12 protein-coding genes are annotated in these 14,205 nt (G+C 70.9%); 2 read left to right on the top strand and 10 right to left on the bottom strand.

All coding sequences use genetic code 11. From position 1 onward, the window contains the following. The 10 genes from ACTIFU_RS17680 to tssA form a co-directional block, all read right to left on the bottom strand. Nucleotides 1–512, bottom strand: a 512-nt coding sequence (locus tag ACTIFU_RS17680) for an OmpA family protein (RefSeq protein WP_439579638.1), incomplete at its 3' end; no start/stop codon positions are given. 93 nt (nt 513–605) lie between these two features. Then, nucleotides 606–2,147 carry a class I SAM-dependent methyltransferase gene (locus ACTIFU_RS17685; RefSeq protein ID WP_439579639.1) on the bottom strand — a complete coding sequence of 514 codons (1,542 nt, stop codon included), beginning with the start codon at nt 2,145–2,147 and terminating at the stop codon, nt 606–608. Continuing rightward, a complete protein-coding gene (gene tssG, locus ACTIFU_RS17690) occupies nt 2,144–3,283 on the bottom strand; it encodes a type VI secretion system baseplate subunit TssG (RefSeq protein ID WP_439579640.1) in 1,140 nt (379 codons plus the stop codon). The genes ACTIFU_RS17685 and tssG overlap by 4 nt, the downstream gene beginning before the upstream one ends. Beyond that, complete coding sequence (gene tssF / locus ACTIFU_RS17695) at nt 3,247–5,025, bottom strand: type VI secretion system baseplate subunit TssF (RefSeq protein ID WP_439579641.1); 1,779 nt, start codon at nt 5,023–5,025, stop codon at nt 3,247–3,249. The genes tssG and tssF overlap by 37 nt, the downstream gene beginning before the upstream one ends. Nucleotides 5,026–5,068: 43 nt before the next feature. Further along, on the bottom strand, nt 5,069–5,569 hold the full coding sequence (gene tssE, locus ACTIFU_RS17700) for a type VI secretion system baseplate subunit TssE (protein ID WP_439579642.1): 501 nt from the start codon (nt 5,567–5,569) through the stop codon (nt 5,069–5,071). Nucleotides 5,570–5,613: 44 nt separating this feature from the next. Beyond that, on the bottom strand, nt 5,614–6,444 hold the full coding sequence (locus tag ACTIFU_RS17705; protein ID WP_439579643.1) for a type VI secretion system accessory protein TagJ: 831 nt from the start codon (nt 6,442–6,444) through the stop codon (nt 5,614–5,616). Further along, nucleotides 6,441–7,967 carry a type VI secretion system contractile sheath large subunit gene (gene tssC, locus ACTIFU_RS17710; protein WP_439579644.1) on the bottom strand — a complete coding sequence of 509 codons (1,527 nt, stop codon included), beginning with the start codon at nt 7,965–7,967 and terminating at the stop codon, nt 6,441–6,443. The genes ACTIFU_RS17705 and tssC (ACTIFU_RS17710) overlap by 4 nt, the downstream gene beginning before the upstream one ends. Before the next feature lie 22 nt (nt 7,968–7,989). Beyond that, nucleotides 7,990–9,483, bottom strand: coding sequence for a type VI secretion system contractile sheath large subunit (tssC, locus tag ACTIFU_RS17715; RefSeq protein WP_439579645.1), 1,494 nt, complete (start codon nt 9,481–9,483; stop codon nt 7,990–7,992). Nucleotides 9,484–9,487: 4 nt separating this feature from the next. Beyond that, on the bottom strand, nt 9,488–9,994 hold the full coding sequence (gene tssB, locus ACTIFU_RS17720) for a type VI secretion system contractile sheath small subunit (RefSeq protein ID WP_439579646.1): 507 nt from the start codon (nt 9,992–9,994) through the stop codon (nt 9,488–9,490). Nucleotides 9,995–10,144: 150 nt separating this feature from the next. Next, entirely contained in the window at nt 10,145–11,266 is a 1,122-nt protein-coding gene (gene tssA / locus ACTIFU_RS17725) for a type VI secretion system protein TssA (RefSeq protein WP_439579647.1), read from the bottom strand. A gap of 120 nt (nt 11,267–11,386) precedes the next feature. Between tssA and tssH the strand changes: the two genes are divergently transcribed. Next, nucleotides 11,387–14,029: a type VI secretion system ATPase TssH gene (gene tssH / locus ACTIFU_RS17730; protein WP_439579648.1), complete on the top strand. Its 2,643-nt coding sequence runs from the start codon at nt 11,387–11,389 to the stop codon at nt 14,027–14,029. A gap of 88 nt (nt 14,030–14,117) precedes the next feature. After that, nucleotides 14,118–14,205 (top strand): type VI secretion system tube protein Hcp (locus ACTIFU_RS17735; protein ID WP_439579649.1); only part of this gene is annotated, 88 nt, incomplete at its 3' end.

Below are 14,205 nucleotides of genomic sequence, written 5' to 3' on the forward strand. Positions count from 1 at the left end.
TAGACCGCGCTGCCGGTCGTGTCGGTGTGACCCTCGATCCGGAATCGGTACGGGCTCAGATCGGCACTGCTCAGCGCGCGGCCGAGCTCGTCAAGCACGCGGCGCGCCTGCGGAGTCAGCTCGGCCGAGTTCACCGCGAACAGCACGTTCAGCGAGATCGACGGCGCCTGGGCCGCCGGCATGGCCGGGGCAACCGGGGTCACCGGTGCGGCCTGCTGGACCGGCGGCGGTCCCGCCGGCGCGACCGGCGCGGCGGGCGCGACCGGGCGGAGCCCGTCGGGGGCCACCGCGCCCGGGGGCGCGGTGGCCGGGGCCGGCGTCGCCTGGGGCGCAACCGGGCGAATGCCGCGGGTCGCCGGCTGCGCCTGGCCGGGCCGCGGCCGCAGCGCGTCGATGATGTCGGTGGCGGTCGGGTCGCGCGGCTGGGCGGTCGCGGGAGCCTGGGCCAGCAGCAGGACGAGGCTCGCGGCCCCGGCCACGGCCCCCACTCCGGCGATGATCGTGCGTCGCATCTCTACCTCCCCTGGGACAGGTCGCATTCAGGACGTGCCGGTAGTCTAACCCATTGGCGCGTCAGCTTCCACGCCAGCCGGATCCGGACCATGTCAGGCCACCGCGAGCCGACGCCAGAAGCCGAGCCGGTCGTCGAGCACCTTCCGCGCGAGCGTCGCGATCCGGCTGTGGGCCTCCGCCGGCGGCAGTTCCGCGCCCTCGGCGGTCACCTTCTCGCCGCGTGCCCGCACCTCGCCGATGATCCAGTCGGCGACCATGTCCGCGTCCGGCGCGCAGCCCGCCACCAGCGCGGCATGCACCTGAAGCTCGGGTGCATAGGCGGGCAACCCGTTCGCCAGACGCGGACTGGGCAGCACCAGCGGCCCGGTCAGCTCGCCGAAGGCGTAGCGCCGGGCGACGGCCAAGCCCCAGCGCTGCGCCTGCTCCGACGGCTCCGCCCCCGGATTGGCCACGTGGGCTGCCTGGCGCGAGGTGAGCAGCATGGCGATGAGCTCGGCCGGGCTGGTCGGGTGCCCGGCCTCGGCGGCGATGGCGGAAAGTTCGCCCGCCGTGCGCGGCCGCTCGGACAGGGCCGCGAGGATCGGCTCGTAGGCCTCGCGCGAGAGGTTTGCCTTGCCGCCCGGCACCTCGACCTCGAACTCGGGGTCCTCGCCCGGGCGGGCCGCCACCAGCAGGGCCGCCGAGAGCGCGAGATGGCGGCGGACCGCCGAGAGCGGCCGCGGGCCGCGCACGAAGATGTCGTGGCGGAAGGCGCGCTCGAGGCAGAGATCCCGCGCGGTCTCGCGCGCCGGCCCGCTGGGTAGCCGGTCCAGCGCCGCGCGCTGCGCCTCGTCCAGGCACAGGTCGGGGAAGTTCTCGGCGAGCTCCGCCGAGCCGGCGAAGGTGAGCTTGGCCGCACCCAGCGCGGCCGCCACCTCGGTGTGGAACATCGGCCGCCAGTTCTCGTTCAGGTATTCGTGCGCGAGATAGACGGTCGGCATTCTGCGCTCGGGATCGAGGATGCGCTGCGCGAAGGGCGACCGCCTCAGGTGACGTGCCTCCGCCGCATTGAGGTCGCGCGCCGCCTGCATCGCCGCCTCGACGCGCTCGTCGCTCCGCCCCTGGACGGCGGCGCCGACCTCCGCCAGCAGGCGGCGCAAGCCGAGGATCGACTGCCAGCCGGGCAGTGCGTTGTAGCCGACATGCACCACACCGCCCGGCTTCACCTGGCGGGCGAGGAACCGCACCAGCGCCGCGCGCGTCGCGTCCGACACCCAGGCCCAGACGCCGTGCATGGTCACGCAGTCGAACTGCGGCATGTCGGCCGGAGGGGCCTCGGCGAGCTCCGCGAAGTCAGCCTCGAGGTAGCGGACATTGGCGAGCCCCGCCTCCTCGGCGAGCGCCCGCGCGGTCGCGATGTGGCCCGGGTTGAAGTCCACGCCGTAGACGATCGCGCGCGAATTCGACGCGGCGATCGCGCCGGCCGTCATGCCGAGCCCGCAGCCGAGATCGCAGAACGCGAAGTCCTGCTTGGCCATGGCGTGCTCAACCCCGGCGATCGTCAGCGCGAGGTCGAGATGCGCCGGCGCCTGAAGCGGAAAGAACCACGGCAGATAGTCGATGTCCGAAACGTAGCCGCCACTCCAGCCGGTCATGCACCCGCCCTTCGGTTCCCTGTTGCGCCGCGCGCGGCGGCTTCGCCTGCCAGCGCCTCGACTGCGGCCGCACGGAACACCGCCTCGTCGGCCGGCCGCGGATCGTGCCGTTCGCCGATCCAGGTGGTCCAGCCCAGACGCGGCGCCGCCGCCCCCGCGCCGCCCAGCACCAGCCGGGGCACGGCATCCGGGGCAAGCAGCGGGTTGACGGCGAACCCCTTGGTCGGGCCGACATAGCCCCGCACGAGATGCACCAGATCGTTGAGCAGCCGTCCGCCCGGCAGCAGCGAGGCGAAGGTGGCGGCATCAAGCGGGCCGAGCTGGAGCAGGAATGCCGCCTGCGGATTCCAGGCATGGGTGCCGATCGCGGCATCGACGCCGAGCCGGCCATGGGCGCCGGGCGCGAAGCCGGGACCGGGCAGCCGGCTCTGCTCGGAGGGCGGCAGCGCGAGCCAGGCGCCGACGAACTGCACCACGCGCACGGGACGGCCCAGCAGGTCCGAGACCATCGCCTCGATGCGCGCCGCCGAGGCCGGAGCCTGCGCGAACAGCCCGCCGTAGAAGACCGGCACCTCGTCGGGAACCGAGAGCCGGCCGGCGAGACCACGCGTGCCGAGGCCGATCACCGCCTTGAGCGCGACCGTGACCGGGTCGGTCGCGCCCGGCGGCGCAGCCTCGACCAGGCGCGTGTGGCGGTACTTCACCGCGGCGCGGGCATAGAGCGACAGCAGGCGATGGGTGAACAGGTCCAGCAGGTCGGAGAGCGCGGTCGAGCGCGCGCGCTGCGCGGCGAGCGCGATCTCGGTGTAGTGCCGCGGCAAGATGCCGCCCGGGCCGACGAGGCCGAGGAAGCTCACGCCGAGCCGGGGCGGCGCCCCGCCGTCGCCCGGGCGGAACGAGGCGATCTCGGCAGCGGGAAAGGCAAGCGAGAGCACTCCGCCAAGCCGCGCGACCTCGCGCTGCGGCTCGGCGTCGCCGCCGAGCGGGGCGCGCGCCTGGAAGCGGGCGTCGTGCGCCGCGTCCCTCCGTGCCGCCGCCTCGAGCACACGCAGCGCATCCACGAGCGCGAAGCGCCCGGGCTCGCGCGCGAGGCGCTCGGCTACAGCAACTGCTCGGCGCCGGCGCGTGGTGGCCATGTGCGGATCGCGCCCGGCCGCCCGGCGAAGGCGGCGGTGAGACGGACGAAGCTGTTCACGCCCGCATGCAGGGCGAGGAAGCGCTCGATCACCGAAGCGAACAGATAGGCGCCCTGGGCGAAGGCGCGCGGGTCGAGGGTAAGGCGAACGTCGAGCCCACTGACAAAGGCGCCCATCCGCCCGCCCGGCGCGCGCGCGACCCCGGGCTCGGCGGTCACCGAGACGATCCCCTCGATCGCCGCGCGGGTCTCGGCGAGCTCGCGCAGGTCGTAGAGCCGCAGGATCTCGCGCAATGCCTCCGCGCCCTCGGTCCCGCCGGTGACGGAGAGATGGTTGAGTGCGAGATGCGAGACGAGCGCCCAGTGCCCGCCCTCGCGCGCAGTGCGCCGTAGCGTCGGCGTCGGCGCGGTCAGCATCGCCATGGCCGAGACCCCGCCGAGCCCCTCGACGGCGGTGAGCCGGGGCCGCCCGCCGCCGAACGGCAGGCCGGAGGGAAGATCGCGGTTGCAGCAGGTCGCGTCGATCGAGAGGGTGGAGTCCGCCGGCTTGTCGGGATCGAACACCGGATCGGCGAGGGCCACGAACACGTCGGTGCCGTGCAGCGGCGGTGCGGCGGTGCGGCGCGCCGCCTGGTAGCGCGGCGCCGCCGCGTCCACCCCCGCCGGGGCGGAGGGATCGAGCCGGTAGAACGGCCGCCACGTGCGTGGTGGGCTGCCGGGACGGCTCTCGCGCACGGCATCGACCGACCAGACCTCGAGCGCGGTGGGCCGGCGCGCGTCCGGCACGATGCGCAGCTCGGCCGCGGTGCCGTCGAGCGCCAGGGGATCACAGCGGTGCGGGAACAGGTTGACCACCGGCGTGCAGCCGAGGGCGAGCGCCTCCGGCCCAACCAGCCGCTCCAGTTCCGGCAGCGCGCGATCGAGATAGAGGAAGATCTCGAGCCGGTTGCCGCCCGAGACGAGCGTCTTGCCGGCAAGCCCGGCCAGCTCGACGAACAGGAACTTCTCGGGGAAGGCGAAATATTCCGTCAAGAGGCGGAACCCTGCGAAGCCGCGCGCGGGCCAGGGCAGCAGCGCCTCCCCGGGAGCGAAGCCGATCTCGCGCACCGCGCTTGCGGGCAGGATCACCGGGTTGGCATCGTTCGGGCTGTCGGCGAGGGCGACCGAGACGGTGTTGTTCAGCATCAGCTCGTGCAGCGGCAGCGCGACCTGCGGCACGCCGCGCAGGAAGAAGCGCAGCACGTCGATGCCGAGTTTGGCGAAGCTCAGGTCGGCGGCCAGGCAGGTGAGCCCGATGCGGATGCTGCCGACCGCGCCGCGCGCCTGCGGGTTCGCCGGCGCCTGAAGCGGCAGGCCGGAGAGCCGCACCGTGTCGATCGCGATCGGCGCGAGCGAGACGGGATAGGTGGTGCGGAAGCGGCAGCGCTCGCCGCCGATCGGCTCGGTGTCGAGGCTGGTGCCCGCTGGCACGGTGTAGGGTGCGGTCGCGGACGGCAGGCCGGTGAACTGCACGATGGCGGCTGAGGGGATCGGCGCGAGATAGTGCGGATAGAGCACGCCCAGCAGCGCATCGGTGAGCTCGGGGAACTCGTCGTCGAGCTTGTGCCGGACGCGCGCGGTCAGATACGCAAAGGACTCGATCAGCCGCGCGACATGCGGATCGTCGATCGCGTCGGGCGCGAGCCGCAGGCGTCCGGCGATCTTCGGATGGGCGGCAGCAAACTCGGCCGCGAGCCGGCGCACATAGGCGAGCTCGCGATTATAGTAGGGAAGGATGTCGTCGATGTCAGACAGCGTCCGAGCCCTGCACGCGGAAGGCCATGGCGGAGGCGTCGAAGGCGGTGTCGAAGGTGACGTGCTCGGGCTCGGGATCGGCGATCATCAGCGCCTCGATCCGCAGACGCAGCGTCCGGTCGAGGTCGTCCTGGGGCTTCGCGAGCGACACCTTGACGTTGCGCAGCCGCGGCTCGAACGCGCGGATCGCGGTCTCGGTCGCACGGCGGAACGCCTCGCGCCGCTCCTCGGCGGCGAAGTAGCCGGCGGTGAAGTCGGGCACGCCGTAGTGCAGCGGCGAGAGCGCCAGTTCGGCGAGTTCCGGTGCCCAGGAGCGCCAGCGTTGGCGCGCATTCAGCAGCGCCTCGAGGTCGCGCCGGACGGCGCGGCGCAACGCGGCGAGCGTCTCGGCCGGCGAGGGCGGACGATCCTGCGGCCGGTCCGGATCGTCGTCGAGCAGCCGGTCCAGCACCGAGAGCTGGACCCGCGCGGGCCGCTCCCCGGGCCTCAGCATCCTGCGCACACCCAAGTCACCGGATCATGCCGTCTCAGTGTGGTTCAAGAGGCGCCGCCGAAGGTGAGCGTGGTGAGCTCCATCACGCTGCGGCCCTCCTCGCCCACCAGGAACAGGCGCTGGCCGAGGCCGCGCATCGGCGCGCCGTCCCCGCCCGCCCAGTCGGTCGCGCGGCCGAGCCGGATCGGATCGGGCTGGCTCGCCTGGTCGGCGGCGTAGATCGCGGGGATGTAGACGTCGCCGTCCGGGCCGTCGCGCACCGACATGCTGGCGCGCCGCCAGTAGAGGTCTCGCGGCCGCTCGGGGACGTGGAACTCGACCTCCGCGATGCGCTCGGTCGGCACCCAGAAGCATTTGCCGGTGGTGGTCAGCACCTCGAAGAAGCCGGAGCAGAGATCGTCGGCGTCGCGGAAATCGGTGAAGGGCACGGCCCCTTCCGAGCCGGCGGCGGGCGGACGCGCCTCCTCGGCCTCGGCGAGCGCGCGCGCCGCACCGGCGGTGTCGCCGGAGCGGAGTTGAACCAGCGCGGCGAGCATGCGCTTCAGGTGCGGGCTCGGCTCGCCGAGGAACTCGGGAACACGGCCGTCGCTCCAGATCTGCCGCCGCGCCTGCTCGGCGCGCACCAGCTGGCGGAACGCCGCGGCCTGGAGCGCAAGCCCAGGCTCCATCGTGGTGAGCGCGTCCATCAGCGTGTCCGCGCGATCCAGGTTGCCCTGGAACAGCAGGAGCTCGGCCAGCAGCATGCGCGGCCCGGGATCGGACGGCGCTTTGCGCACGGCGGCGTTCGCCGCCGCCACAGCGTCGTCGAGTCTGCCGGCGCGGAACAGCGCGCCCGGGGCGGTCGGATCGGCCGTCTGGCCGGTTGGGTCGGTCATGCCGCGCTCCTCGCCGGTACCTCGGTTACAAGTCGGAACGTTGCCGCGACGTCATCGAGCTGGAACTGCGGCTGCAGGTGGATCGTGCAGCCGTAGTGCCCCGGCCGGCCGGGCAGCTCGCTCACCTGCACCTGGGCCGCCGCGAGCGGATAGCGGGCCATCATCTCGGCACCGGCGCGCGCATTCGCGTTCACGTAGTTCGTGAGCCACCGGCTCAGCATCGTCTCACAGTCCTCGGGCGTTGCGTAGGAGCCGACCTTCTCGCGCCCGAGCATCTTCACGTAGTGGGCGAAGCGGCTGACGCAGAGCATCGAGGAGAGCTGGGCGGAGAGGCGCGCATTGGCGCTCGCCGCCGCGCCGGACTCGCCGGTGTAGGCGCGCGCGACCTGCAGCGAGCGGCACGCGCCGAACGCGGCCTCAAGCGTGGTGCGCAGCCAGGTGAGCGGGACGAAGCCGAGTTCGGAGAGGTCCTGGTCCTGCCGGTCGGTTAGCGCGATCTCGGCGGCGAAGCGCGGCCCGATCCCGGCACGGTCGGACGGGAAACGCTCACTCGGCAGACCGGTGACGAGCCCGCCGCCGATCCGGTCGCGATCGGTGCCCTTCACGTCGGCCGGCCAGCCATGGGCTGAGACGGCGCGCGCCACCACCGCGGCGAAGGCAAAGACCGCCCCGACCCATGGCCGGTCCGCCACCGCGGCCGCATCCTCGGCATAGACGAAGCCGTCTGCGCGCGTGCCGTCATTGGCGTGCGCGGTGCGCGCGAGCACCCGCGGCAGTACCACACCGAGGAACCGTGCATCCTCGCGGTCCTGCAGCCCGCGCCAGCGCGCGTAGTCCTGCGTACGGAAGATCGAGGAGAGGTCGCGCACCCCGGAGAGCTCGCCGAAATGCTCGACGCCGAACAGGGTCGCATCGGCGTTCACCACGAAGGGCGCAAAGGCGGCCGCGGCCACGCTCGCCATCGCGCTGAGCGCGGCGACATCGTCGGTCGGATAGTCCGGGCCGCGGCGGTGGCGCACGTGATAGTCGCCGATCAGCAGGCCGAACGGCTCGCCGCCCGGCGTGCCGAACTCGCCCTCGTAGACCTTCTCGAAGATGCGGCTCTGGTCGAACTCGATCGCCCGTTCGAGGTCGCGTACCAGCTCGGCCCAGGGCAGCGTCAGGACCTTGAGCTTGACCCGCGGCAGCGCGCCTGCCTCACCGACCAGCCAGATGAGACCGCGCCAGCCCGCCTCCAGCCGCGCCAAGCGCGGATGGTGCAGGATGGCATCGACCTGGTCGGCGAGCATGGCGTCGAGTGCGGCCACGTCGCGGTCGAGCGCGAGGCGAAGCGCGTCTGGGTCCTCGAGCAGCCGTGCTCCCGCGGCCTGGCCGAACCAGGCAGCAAGCGGCGGCGCCTGGCCGGCGATGAACGCCGCGAGCTGTTCGGCCGCGGCGTCTCCCGCGCGGCCGAACAGCGCTCCGGCCAACACCGCATCGCGCAGCGGGGCGGCCGCACCGATCGGGGAGCCGCCCTCCGTCACGACCGCAGTCCGGTCCCCCGGCTCAGGCCTTCTGCGGGATGCGCGCGACCATGCGCATGGAGGTGGTGAGCTCCTCCATCTGCAGCCACGGCCGCATGTATGCGACCGCGTTGTAGGCACCCGGCTTGCCCGGAATCTCCTTCACCTCGACGCGCGCCTCGCGCAGCGGATAGCGCGCCTTCATCTCCGGTCCCGCGTTCGGGTTGCCGTTGACGTAATTGCCGATCCAGCGGTTCAGCCAGGCCTCGCAGTCGGTCGCCTCCATGAAGCTGCCGATCTTGTCGCGCGCCATCACCTTGAGGAAGTGGGCGAACCGGCTGGTCGCCATGATGTAGGGCAGGCGCGCCGAGATCGCCGCGTTCGCGGTCGCCTCCGGACGGTCATACTTCTTCGGCTTCTGCGCAGTCTGGGCACCGAAGAACACCGCGTAGTCGGTGTTCTTGTAGTGGCAGAGCGGCAGGAAGCCGAGATTCGAGAGCTCGTTCTCGCGCCGGTCGGTGATGCCGATCTCGGTCGGGCACTTGGCATCCGGATCGCCGTCATCCGAGGTGAACACGTGGGTCGGCAGGTTCTCGACCTTGCCGCCGCCCTCGGCGCCGCGGATCGCGGTGCAGAACCCGTATTTGGCGAAGGCGTCGGTGAGCCGCGCGCCCATCACGTAGGCGGCGTTCATCCAGCAGTAGTCGTGATGGCCCATGGCCTGGGCGGCGCCAGCCTCGTTGTACGGCGCCTCCTCGTAGCCGAACTCCTCGATCGGCTTGGTGTTGGCGCCGTAGGGCAGACGTGCGAGCACCCGTGGCATCACGAGGCTTACGAACCGGCTGTCCTCGGTATCGCGGAAGCTGCGCCACTTCATGTACTCGGCGGTGTCGAAGATCTTGGCGAGATCGCGCGGCTTGGAGAGCTCGGTCCAGTCCGAGAAGCCGAACAGGCCCGCCCCCGCGGCCGACAGGAATGGCGCGAAGGACGCGGCCGCGACGTTGCTGACCAGCCGCAGCGTCTCGATATCGTCCGGGTGGTTCGACCACTCGTAGTCGCCGATCAGGGCGCCGTAGGGTTCGCCGCCCGGCGTGCCGAACTCGTTCTCGTAGATCTTCTTGAACAGCTGGCTCTGGTCGAACTCGGTCGCCTTGGTCAGATCGCGATTGAGCTCGCGCTTGGTCGCGTTGAGCACCCGGATCTTCAGGCTGGTGCCCGTCTCGCTGTTCATCACCAGGTAGTTGAGCCCGCGCCAGGTGCCTTCAAGCTTGGTGAAGCCCGGCTGGTGCATGATCTCGGCAAGCTGCGCCGACATCTTGCGGTCGATGGCCTCGATCGCGCGGTTGAAGGTGACCGTGAGGTTCTTGCTGAAGGTGACGGTGCCCTTCAGCGCCTCCTCTGTCAGCGTCTTGATCAACTCCTCGGCACGGTCCTTCTCGGTCTGCTTGGTGGCGGCGATCGCCGCGCCCAGCAGGCTCTCGGTCTCGACCGCAGCGGCGCCGGGTGCGCCGGCGGGGGCGCCTTGTGCCTCGGCCATCGGATCACTCCTCCTTCTTGTCGAGGCCGAGCTCGGCCGACAGCGTCTTCAGCTTCTCCTCGTTCTGCAGGACCTGCTCGAGCAGACCCTCCAGTTCCTCGGAACGATCCACCTTGCTCATGAGATCGCGCAGCTTGTTGCGCGTCTCGAGCAGGGCCTTCAGCGCCGGCACCTGCTCGACGATCCGACCGGGATCGAAATCGTCGATGCTGTTGAACTTCAGGTTCACGCCCATCTGGCTGCCGTCATCGGCCAGCTTGTTGTCGACCTTCAGGTTGAGGCCGACATTCATCCGCGCCATCACGTCGTTGAAATTGTCGCGGTCGATCTGGACGAACTTGCGTTCGCTCATCGGGCGCAGCGGCTGGGTCGGGTCGCCAGAAAAATCACCCAGCACGCCGACGACGAAGGGCAGCTCGCGCAGGATCGCCGCACCTTCCGTCTCGACCTCGTAAGTGATGTGCACACGCGGCCGACGGACGCGCGTCAGCTTCTCATGAACGCTCGCCATGCGCGCCTCTCCTCCTTCGACATGGACACGAACGACGGGCCGCGTCGGCCCTTCCGCCGTACGGCAACCCGGTACAACCAAGACGATACGGCCGTCGCAACCGCCGGGTCAACACGATCCCGACGCGGCACGACTTTCAAGTGACGCGCATCACTCGGACGGCGGCGGCGGACGGATGCCGAGCGCGGTGAGGAAAGCCTGACGGGCGGTCTCATCCTGCAGCGTCTCCTGGAGCAGCTCGGGCAGTGTCATGCGCCCGCGGCGCACTGCCTCCTCGAGCGTGTAGGAAAGCGGCGAGTGCGGCTCGACCTTGCGGAACCAGCGCGCCACCCCGTCGAGCAGCTTGAGCGCATCCTCCCGGCTGCCGATCTCGCCCGGCCGGGCCGGCCCCTGCGCGCGCGGCGCGGCCGGCTGGCCCGCCTCGCCCGGCGCGGCCGCTTCCGCCTCGCCAGCCCCCGCCGCCTCGCCCTCCCCAGGCGCGTTCGTGCCGGCGAAACGCAGCGCCGCCGCCAGCGCCGCCTCGAGCAGCCCGCGCACCGCCGAGGTGGGCGGGGAGTCCCGTCCGGCCTTCGCGTCCAGCGCCTCGCCGAGCGCCTGCCAGGCGGCAAGCGCGTCGCGGATCGCCGGAATCAGCGCGGCCCAGTGTTCGCGCGGCATCATCGCCGCGCCCTTCTCGACCGCGTCGAGGGAGAGCGCGCCCGCGTCGACGCGCGCCCGGCGCCGTTCCTCCTCCAGGGCCTGCAGCGCGTCCGCCTGCTCGATCTGCCAGAGGGCGATCGGACTGCCCTGCACGTCGCGCAGCAGCGGAACCTTGCGGATCGGCTGGGACAGCGTGCCGTCGCCGCCGTCGCCGTTCAGCCCCGCCACGGCTGCGACCGTGGTCGCGAGCCCATCCTCGTCCGGGCGCGGATACAGCCCGTCCCAGAACCTCTCCACCAGGCTCTGCATCACCTTCACGCCGGCCGCCAGCCCTTCGAACTCGTGGTGGCGCACCAGCGCCTCGGTGTACCAGGCCGCCACTTCCAGGTCCTTGGACTGGCTCTCCAGCGCCTTGGCCGCGAGCTCCTCGATGACGCGCCACTGCGGCGGCGCCGCGGTTTCCTCAGGGTTGGCGTCCATCGCCCGCTCGGCGGCGCGCGCCTCGGCGCGGGCATCGCGCAGCCGGTAGTAGGTGGAGCTGGGCGCGAAATCCTGCCGCAGGTCCACGCCGGCGGGGTTCTCGCCTTCGATCGGCTGAAGGAACCGTGCGAGATCAAAACCGTCGAGCGCCACACCTGCCTCCTTCGGTCGCGGCACGGGACCGCGGCTGACATCACGCCGGCGCTGGACAACCGGCGGGCGAGAAACCTACTGTGATCCGCGCCAGGGCGAAACGGAAGCGGAGGGAACCACGTGGCGGCGATCGACCTCAAGGCCCTGGTGGGTCGCCTGAACGACTACTGCCGGCGGCAACTGGAGGCGGCGGCAGGACTGACGCTCTCGCGTACGCATTACAATATCGAGATCGAGCACTGGCTGCTCAAGCTCGCCGATGCCGCCGACAGCGACCTCGGCTACATCTTCCGGACCTACGACGTCGATCCGGGTCGGTTCACCACCGACCTGACCCGCGTGCTGGACAAGCTCAAGACCGGCAACAGCCGGGCACCCGCGATCTCGCCGAACGTGGTCGAGCTGATGAAGCAGGCCTGGCTGCTCGCCAGCCTCGAGCAGAACGCGGGCCGGATGCGCTCGGGCCATCTGCTGCTGGCCCTGCTGGTGGACGAGGACCTCGCCCGCATCGCCCACGAGGCTTCGCCCCAGTTCGCCAAGATCAACTCGGCGATGCTGAAGCGCGACCTCGCCTCGATCACCCGCGACAGTGCCGAGGCCAAGACCGCGATCCAGATGGCCGAGGCCGGCGCAGCGCCGGGGCCCGACGGTGCGCCGTCGGCACGGCCCGCCTCTACCGCGGCGCTCGATCAGTTCACGATCGACCTCACCGCCCGGGCCAAGGCCGGCAAGATCGACCCGATCCTTGGCCGCGACACCGAGATCCGCCAGGTGATCGACATCCTGACGCGTCGGCGGCAGAACAATCCGATCCTCACCGGCGAGGCCGGCGTGGGCAAGACCGCGGTGGTGGAGGGCTTCGCCGACCGGATCGCCAAGGGCGACGTGCCCGACGCGCTGAAGGACGTGACCATCCGCACGCTCGATCTCGGCCTGCTCCAGGCGGGTGCCGGGGTGAAGGGCGAGTTCGAGAACCGGCTCAAGTCGGTGATCGAGGAAGTGCAGGCATCGCCCAAGCCGATCATCATGTTCATCGACGAGGCGCATACCCTGATCGGCGCCGGCGGCTCGGCCGGACAGGGTGATGCGGCGAACCTGCTGAAGCCCGCGCTCGCGCGCGGTGAGCTGCGCACGATCGCCGCGACCACCTGGGCCGAGTACAAGAAGTACTTCGAGAAGGACGCCGCCCTGACCCGCCGCTTCCAGGTGGTGCGGGTCGAGGAGCCGGCCGAGCCGGTGGCGGTGGCGATGATCCGCGGCCTCGTCGGCATCCTCGAGAAGCACCACAAGGTGCGCATCCTGGACGAGGCTGTGGAATCGGCGGTCAAGCTCTCCGCGCGCTACATCCCCTCGCGCCAGAACCCCGACAAGGGCGTCTCGCTGATCGACACCGCCTGCGCGCGCGTGGCGATGAGCCAGGCGGCGATCCCGGCATCGATCGAGGAGAAGCAGCGCCGGCTCGCGCTGATCGACACCGAGGTCGAGATCCTCGACCGCGAGATGGCGGCCGGCGCGGATCACGGCGCGCGCAAGGGCGAGTTGCTGGAAGAGCGTCAGAAGGTCGCCGAGGCGCTTGCCGCGCTGGAAGCGCGCTGGGAGCAGGAGAAGGCCCTGGTCGCGGAGATGCAGGAGATCCGCGCCAGGATCGAGAGCAAGGAGGATACCGACGACAAGGACGCGCTGCGCGCCAGGCTGACCGAGCTCAGCGACCGGCTGCGCGCGCTGCAGGGCGAGCACCCGCTCATCCATCCGGTGGTCGACAGCAACGCGATCGCCGAGATCGTCGAGTCCTGGACCGGCATCCCGGCCGGCCGGATGCAGTCCGACGAGATCCGCACCATCCTGGCGCTGAAGGACAGGATGGAGGAGCGGATCGTCGGCCAGTCGCAGGCGCTGGAGGCGATCGCGCAGGCGGTCCGCACGTCGCGCGCCAAGCTGTCCGATCCGCGCAAGCCGCTTGGCGTGTTCCTGATGGTGGGCACCTCGGGTACCGGCAAGACCGAGACAGCGCTCACGCTGGCAGACCTGCTCTACGGTGGTGAGCAGAACCTCACCGTGATCAACATGAGCGAGTTCAAGGAGGAGCATAAGGTCTCGCTCCTGATGGGTTCGCCCCCCGGCTATGTCGGCTATGGCGAAGGCGGGGTGCTGACCGAGGCGGTGCGCCGGCGCCCCTATTCCGTGGTGCTGCTCGACGAGATGGAGAAGGCACACCCGGGCGTGCAGGACATCTTCTACCAGGTGTTCGACAAGGGGAACATGAAGGACGGCGAGGGCCGCGACATCGACTTCAAGAACACCATCATCATCATGACCTCGAACGCCGGCACGGACGCGATCGCGAAGATCTGCGCGGACCCCGAAACGATGCCCGATCCTGGCGGGCTCGCGGATGCGATCAGGCCGGAGCTGCTCAAGGTGTTCAAGCCCGCCTTCCTCGGCCGCGTGACGATGGTGCCGTATTTCCCCCTTTCGGAATCGGTGCTGCGCCAGATCGTTGTACTTCAGCTGGGGCGGATCCGGAAACGTCTGACCGAGAACTACCGCGCGCGCTTCAGCTGGGATGACGCCCTGGTGGAGACCATTGCGGCGCGCTGCAAGCACAGCGAAACCGGCGCGCGGAACGTGGAGAACATCCTGTCGCGAACCATGCTGCCCGAGATGTCGGCCGAGATTCTCGAGCGCCTGGCGGATGGGAAGACCATTGCAACCGCCCACGTGGTGCTGGATTCCGACGGCGGGTTCCGTTACGCTATCAACTGAGGCGGGTGATGCCGGGAGGGCTGTACCCGGACCTTGCCGCTGTGCGCACGCCACGGACTGAGAAAGGAAGGGTCTCATGGCCATCTACATGAAGTACGACGGCATCGACGGGAACGTCACCGCCAAGGGCTACGAGAAATGGATCGAACTGAACTCGTTCCAGGTCGGTTCGGGCC

Source organism: Elioraea sp., from assembly GCF_051860475.1.
In the GTDB taxonomy this organism is placed as follows: Bacteria; Pseudomonadota; Alphaproteobacteria; order Acetobacterales; family Acetobacteraceae; genus Elioraea.

What these genes read in the sequence shown, in the direction of transcription:
- ACTIFU_RS17685 (WP_439579639.1), bottom strand. Translation starts at nt 2,147, where the DNA reads ATGACCGGCTGGAGTGGCGGCTACGTTTCGGACATCGACTATCTGCCG.
- tssG (WP_439579640.1), bottom strand. Translation starts at nt 3,283, where the DNA reads ATGGCCACCACGCGCCGGCGCCGAGCAGTTGCTGTAGCCGAGCGCCTC.
- tssE (WP_439579642.1), bottom strand. Translation starts at nt 5,569, where the DNA reads ATGCTGAGGCCCGGGGAGCGGCCCGCGCGGGTCCAGCTCTCGGTGCTG.
- ACTIFU_RS17705 (WP_439579643.1), bottom strand. Translation starts at nt 6,444, where the DNA reads ATGACCGACCCAACCGGCCAGACGGCCGATCCGACCGCCCCGGGCGCG.
- tssC (WP_439579645.1), bottom strand. Translation starts at nt 9,483, where the DNA reads ATGGCCGAGGCACAAGGCGCCCCCGCCGGCGCACCCGGCGCCGCTGCG.
- tssB (WP_439579646.1), bottom strand. Translation starts at nt 9,994, where the DNA reads ATGGCGAGCGTTCATGAGAAGCTGACGCGCGTCCGTCGGCCGCGTGTG.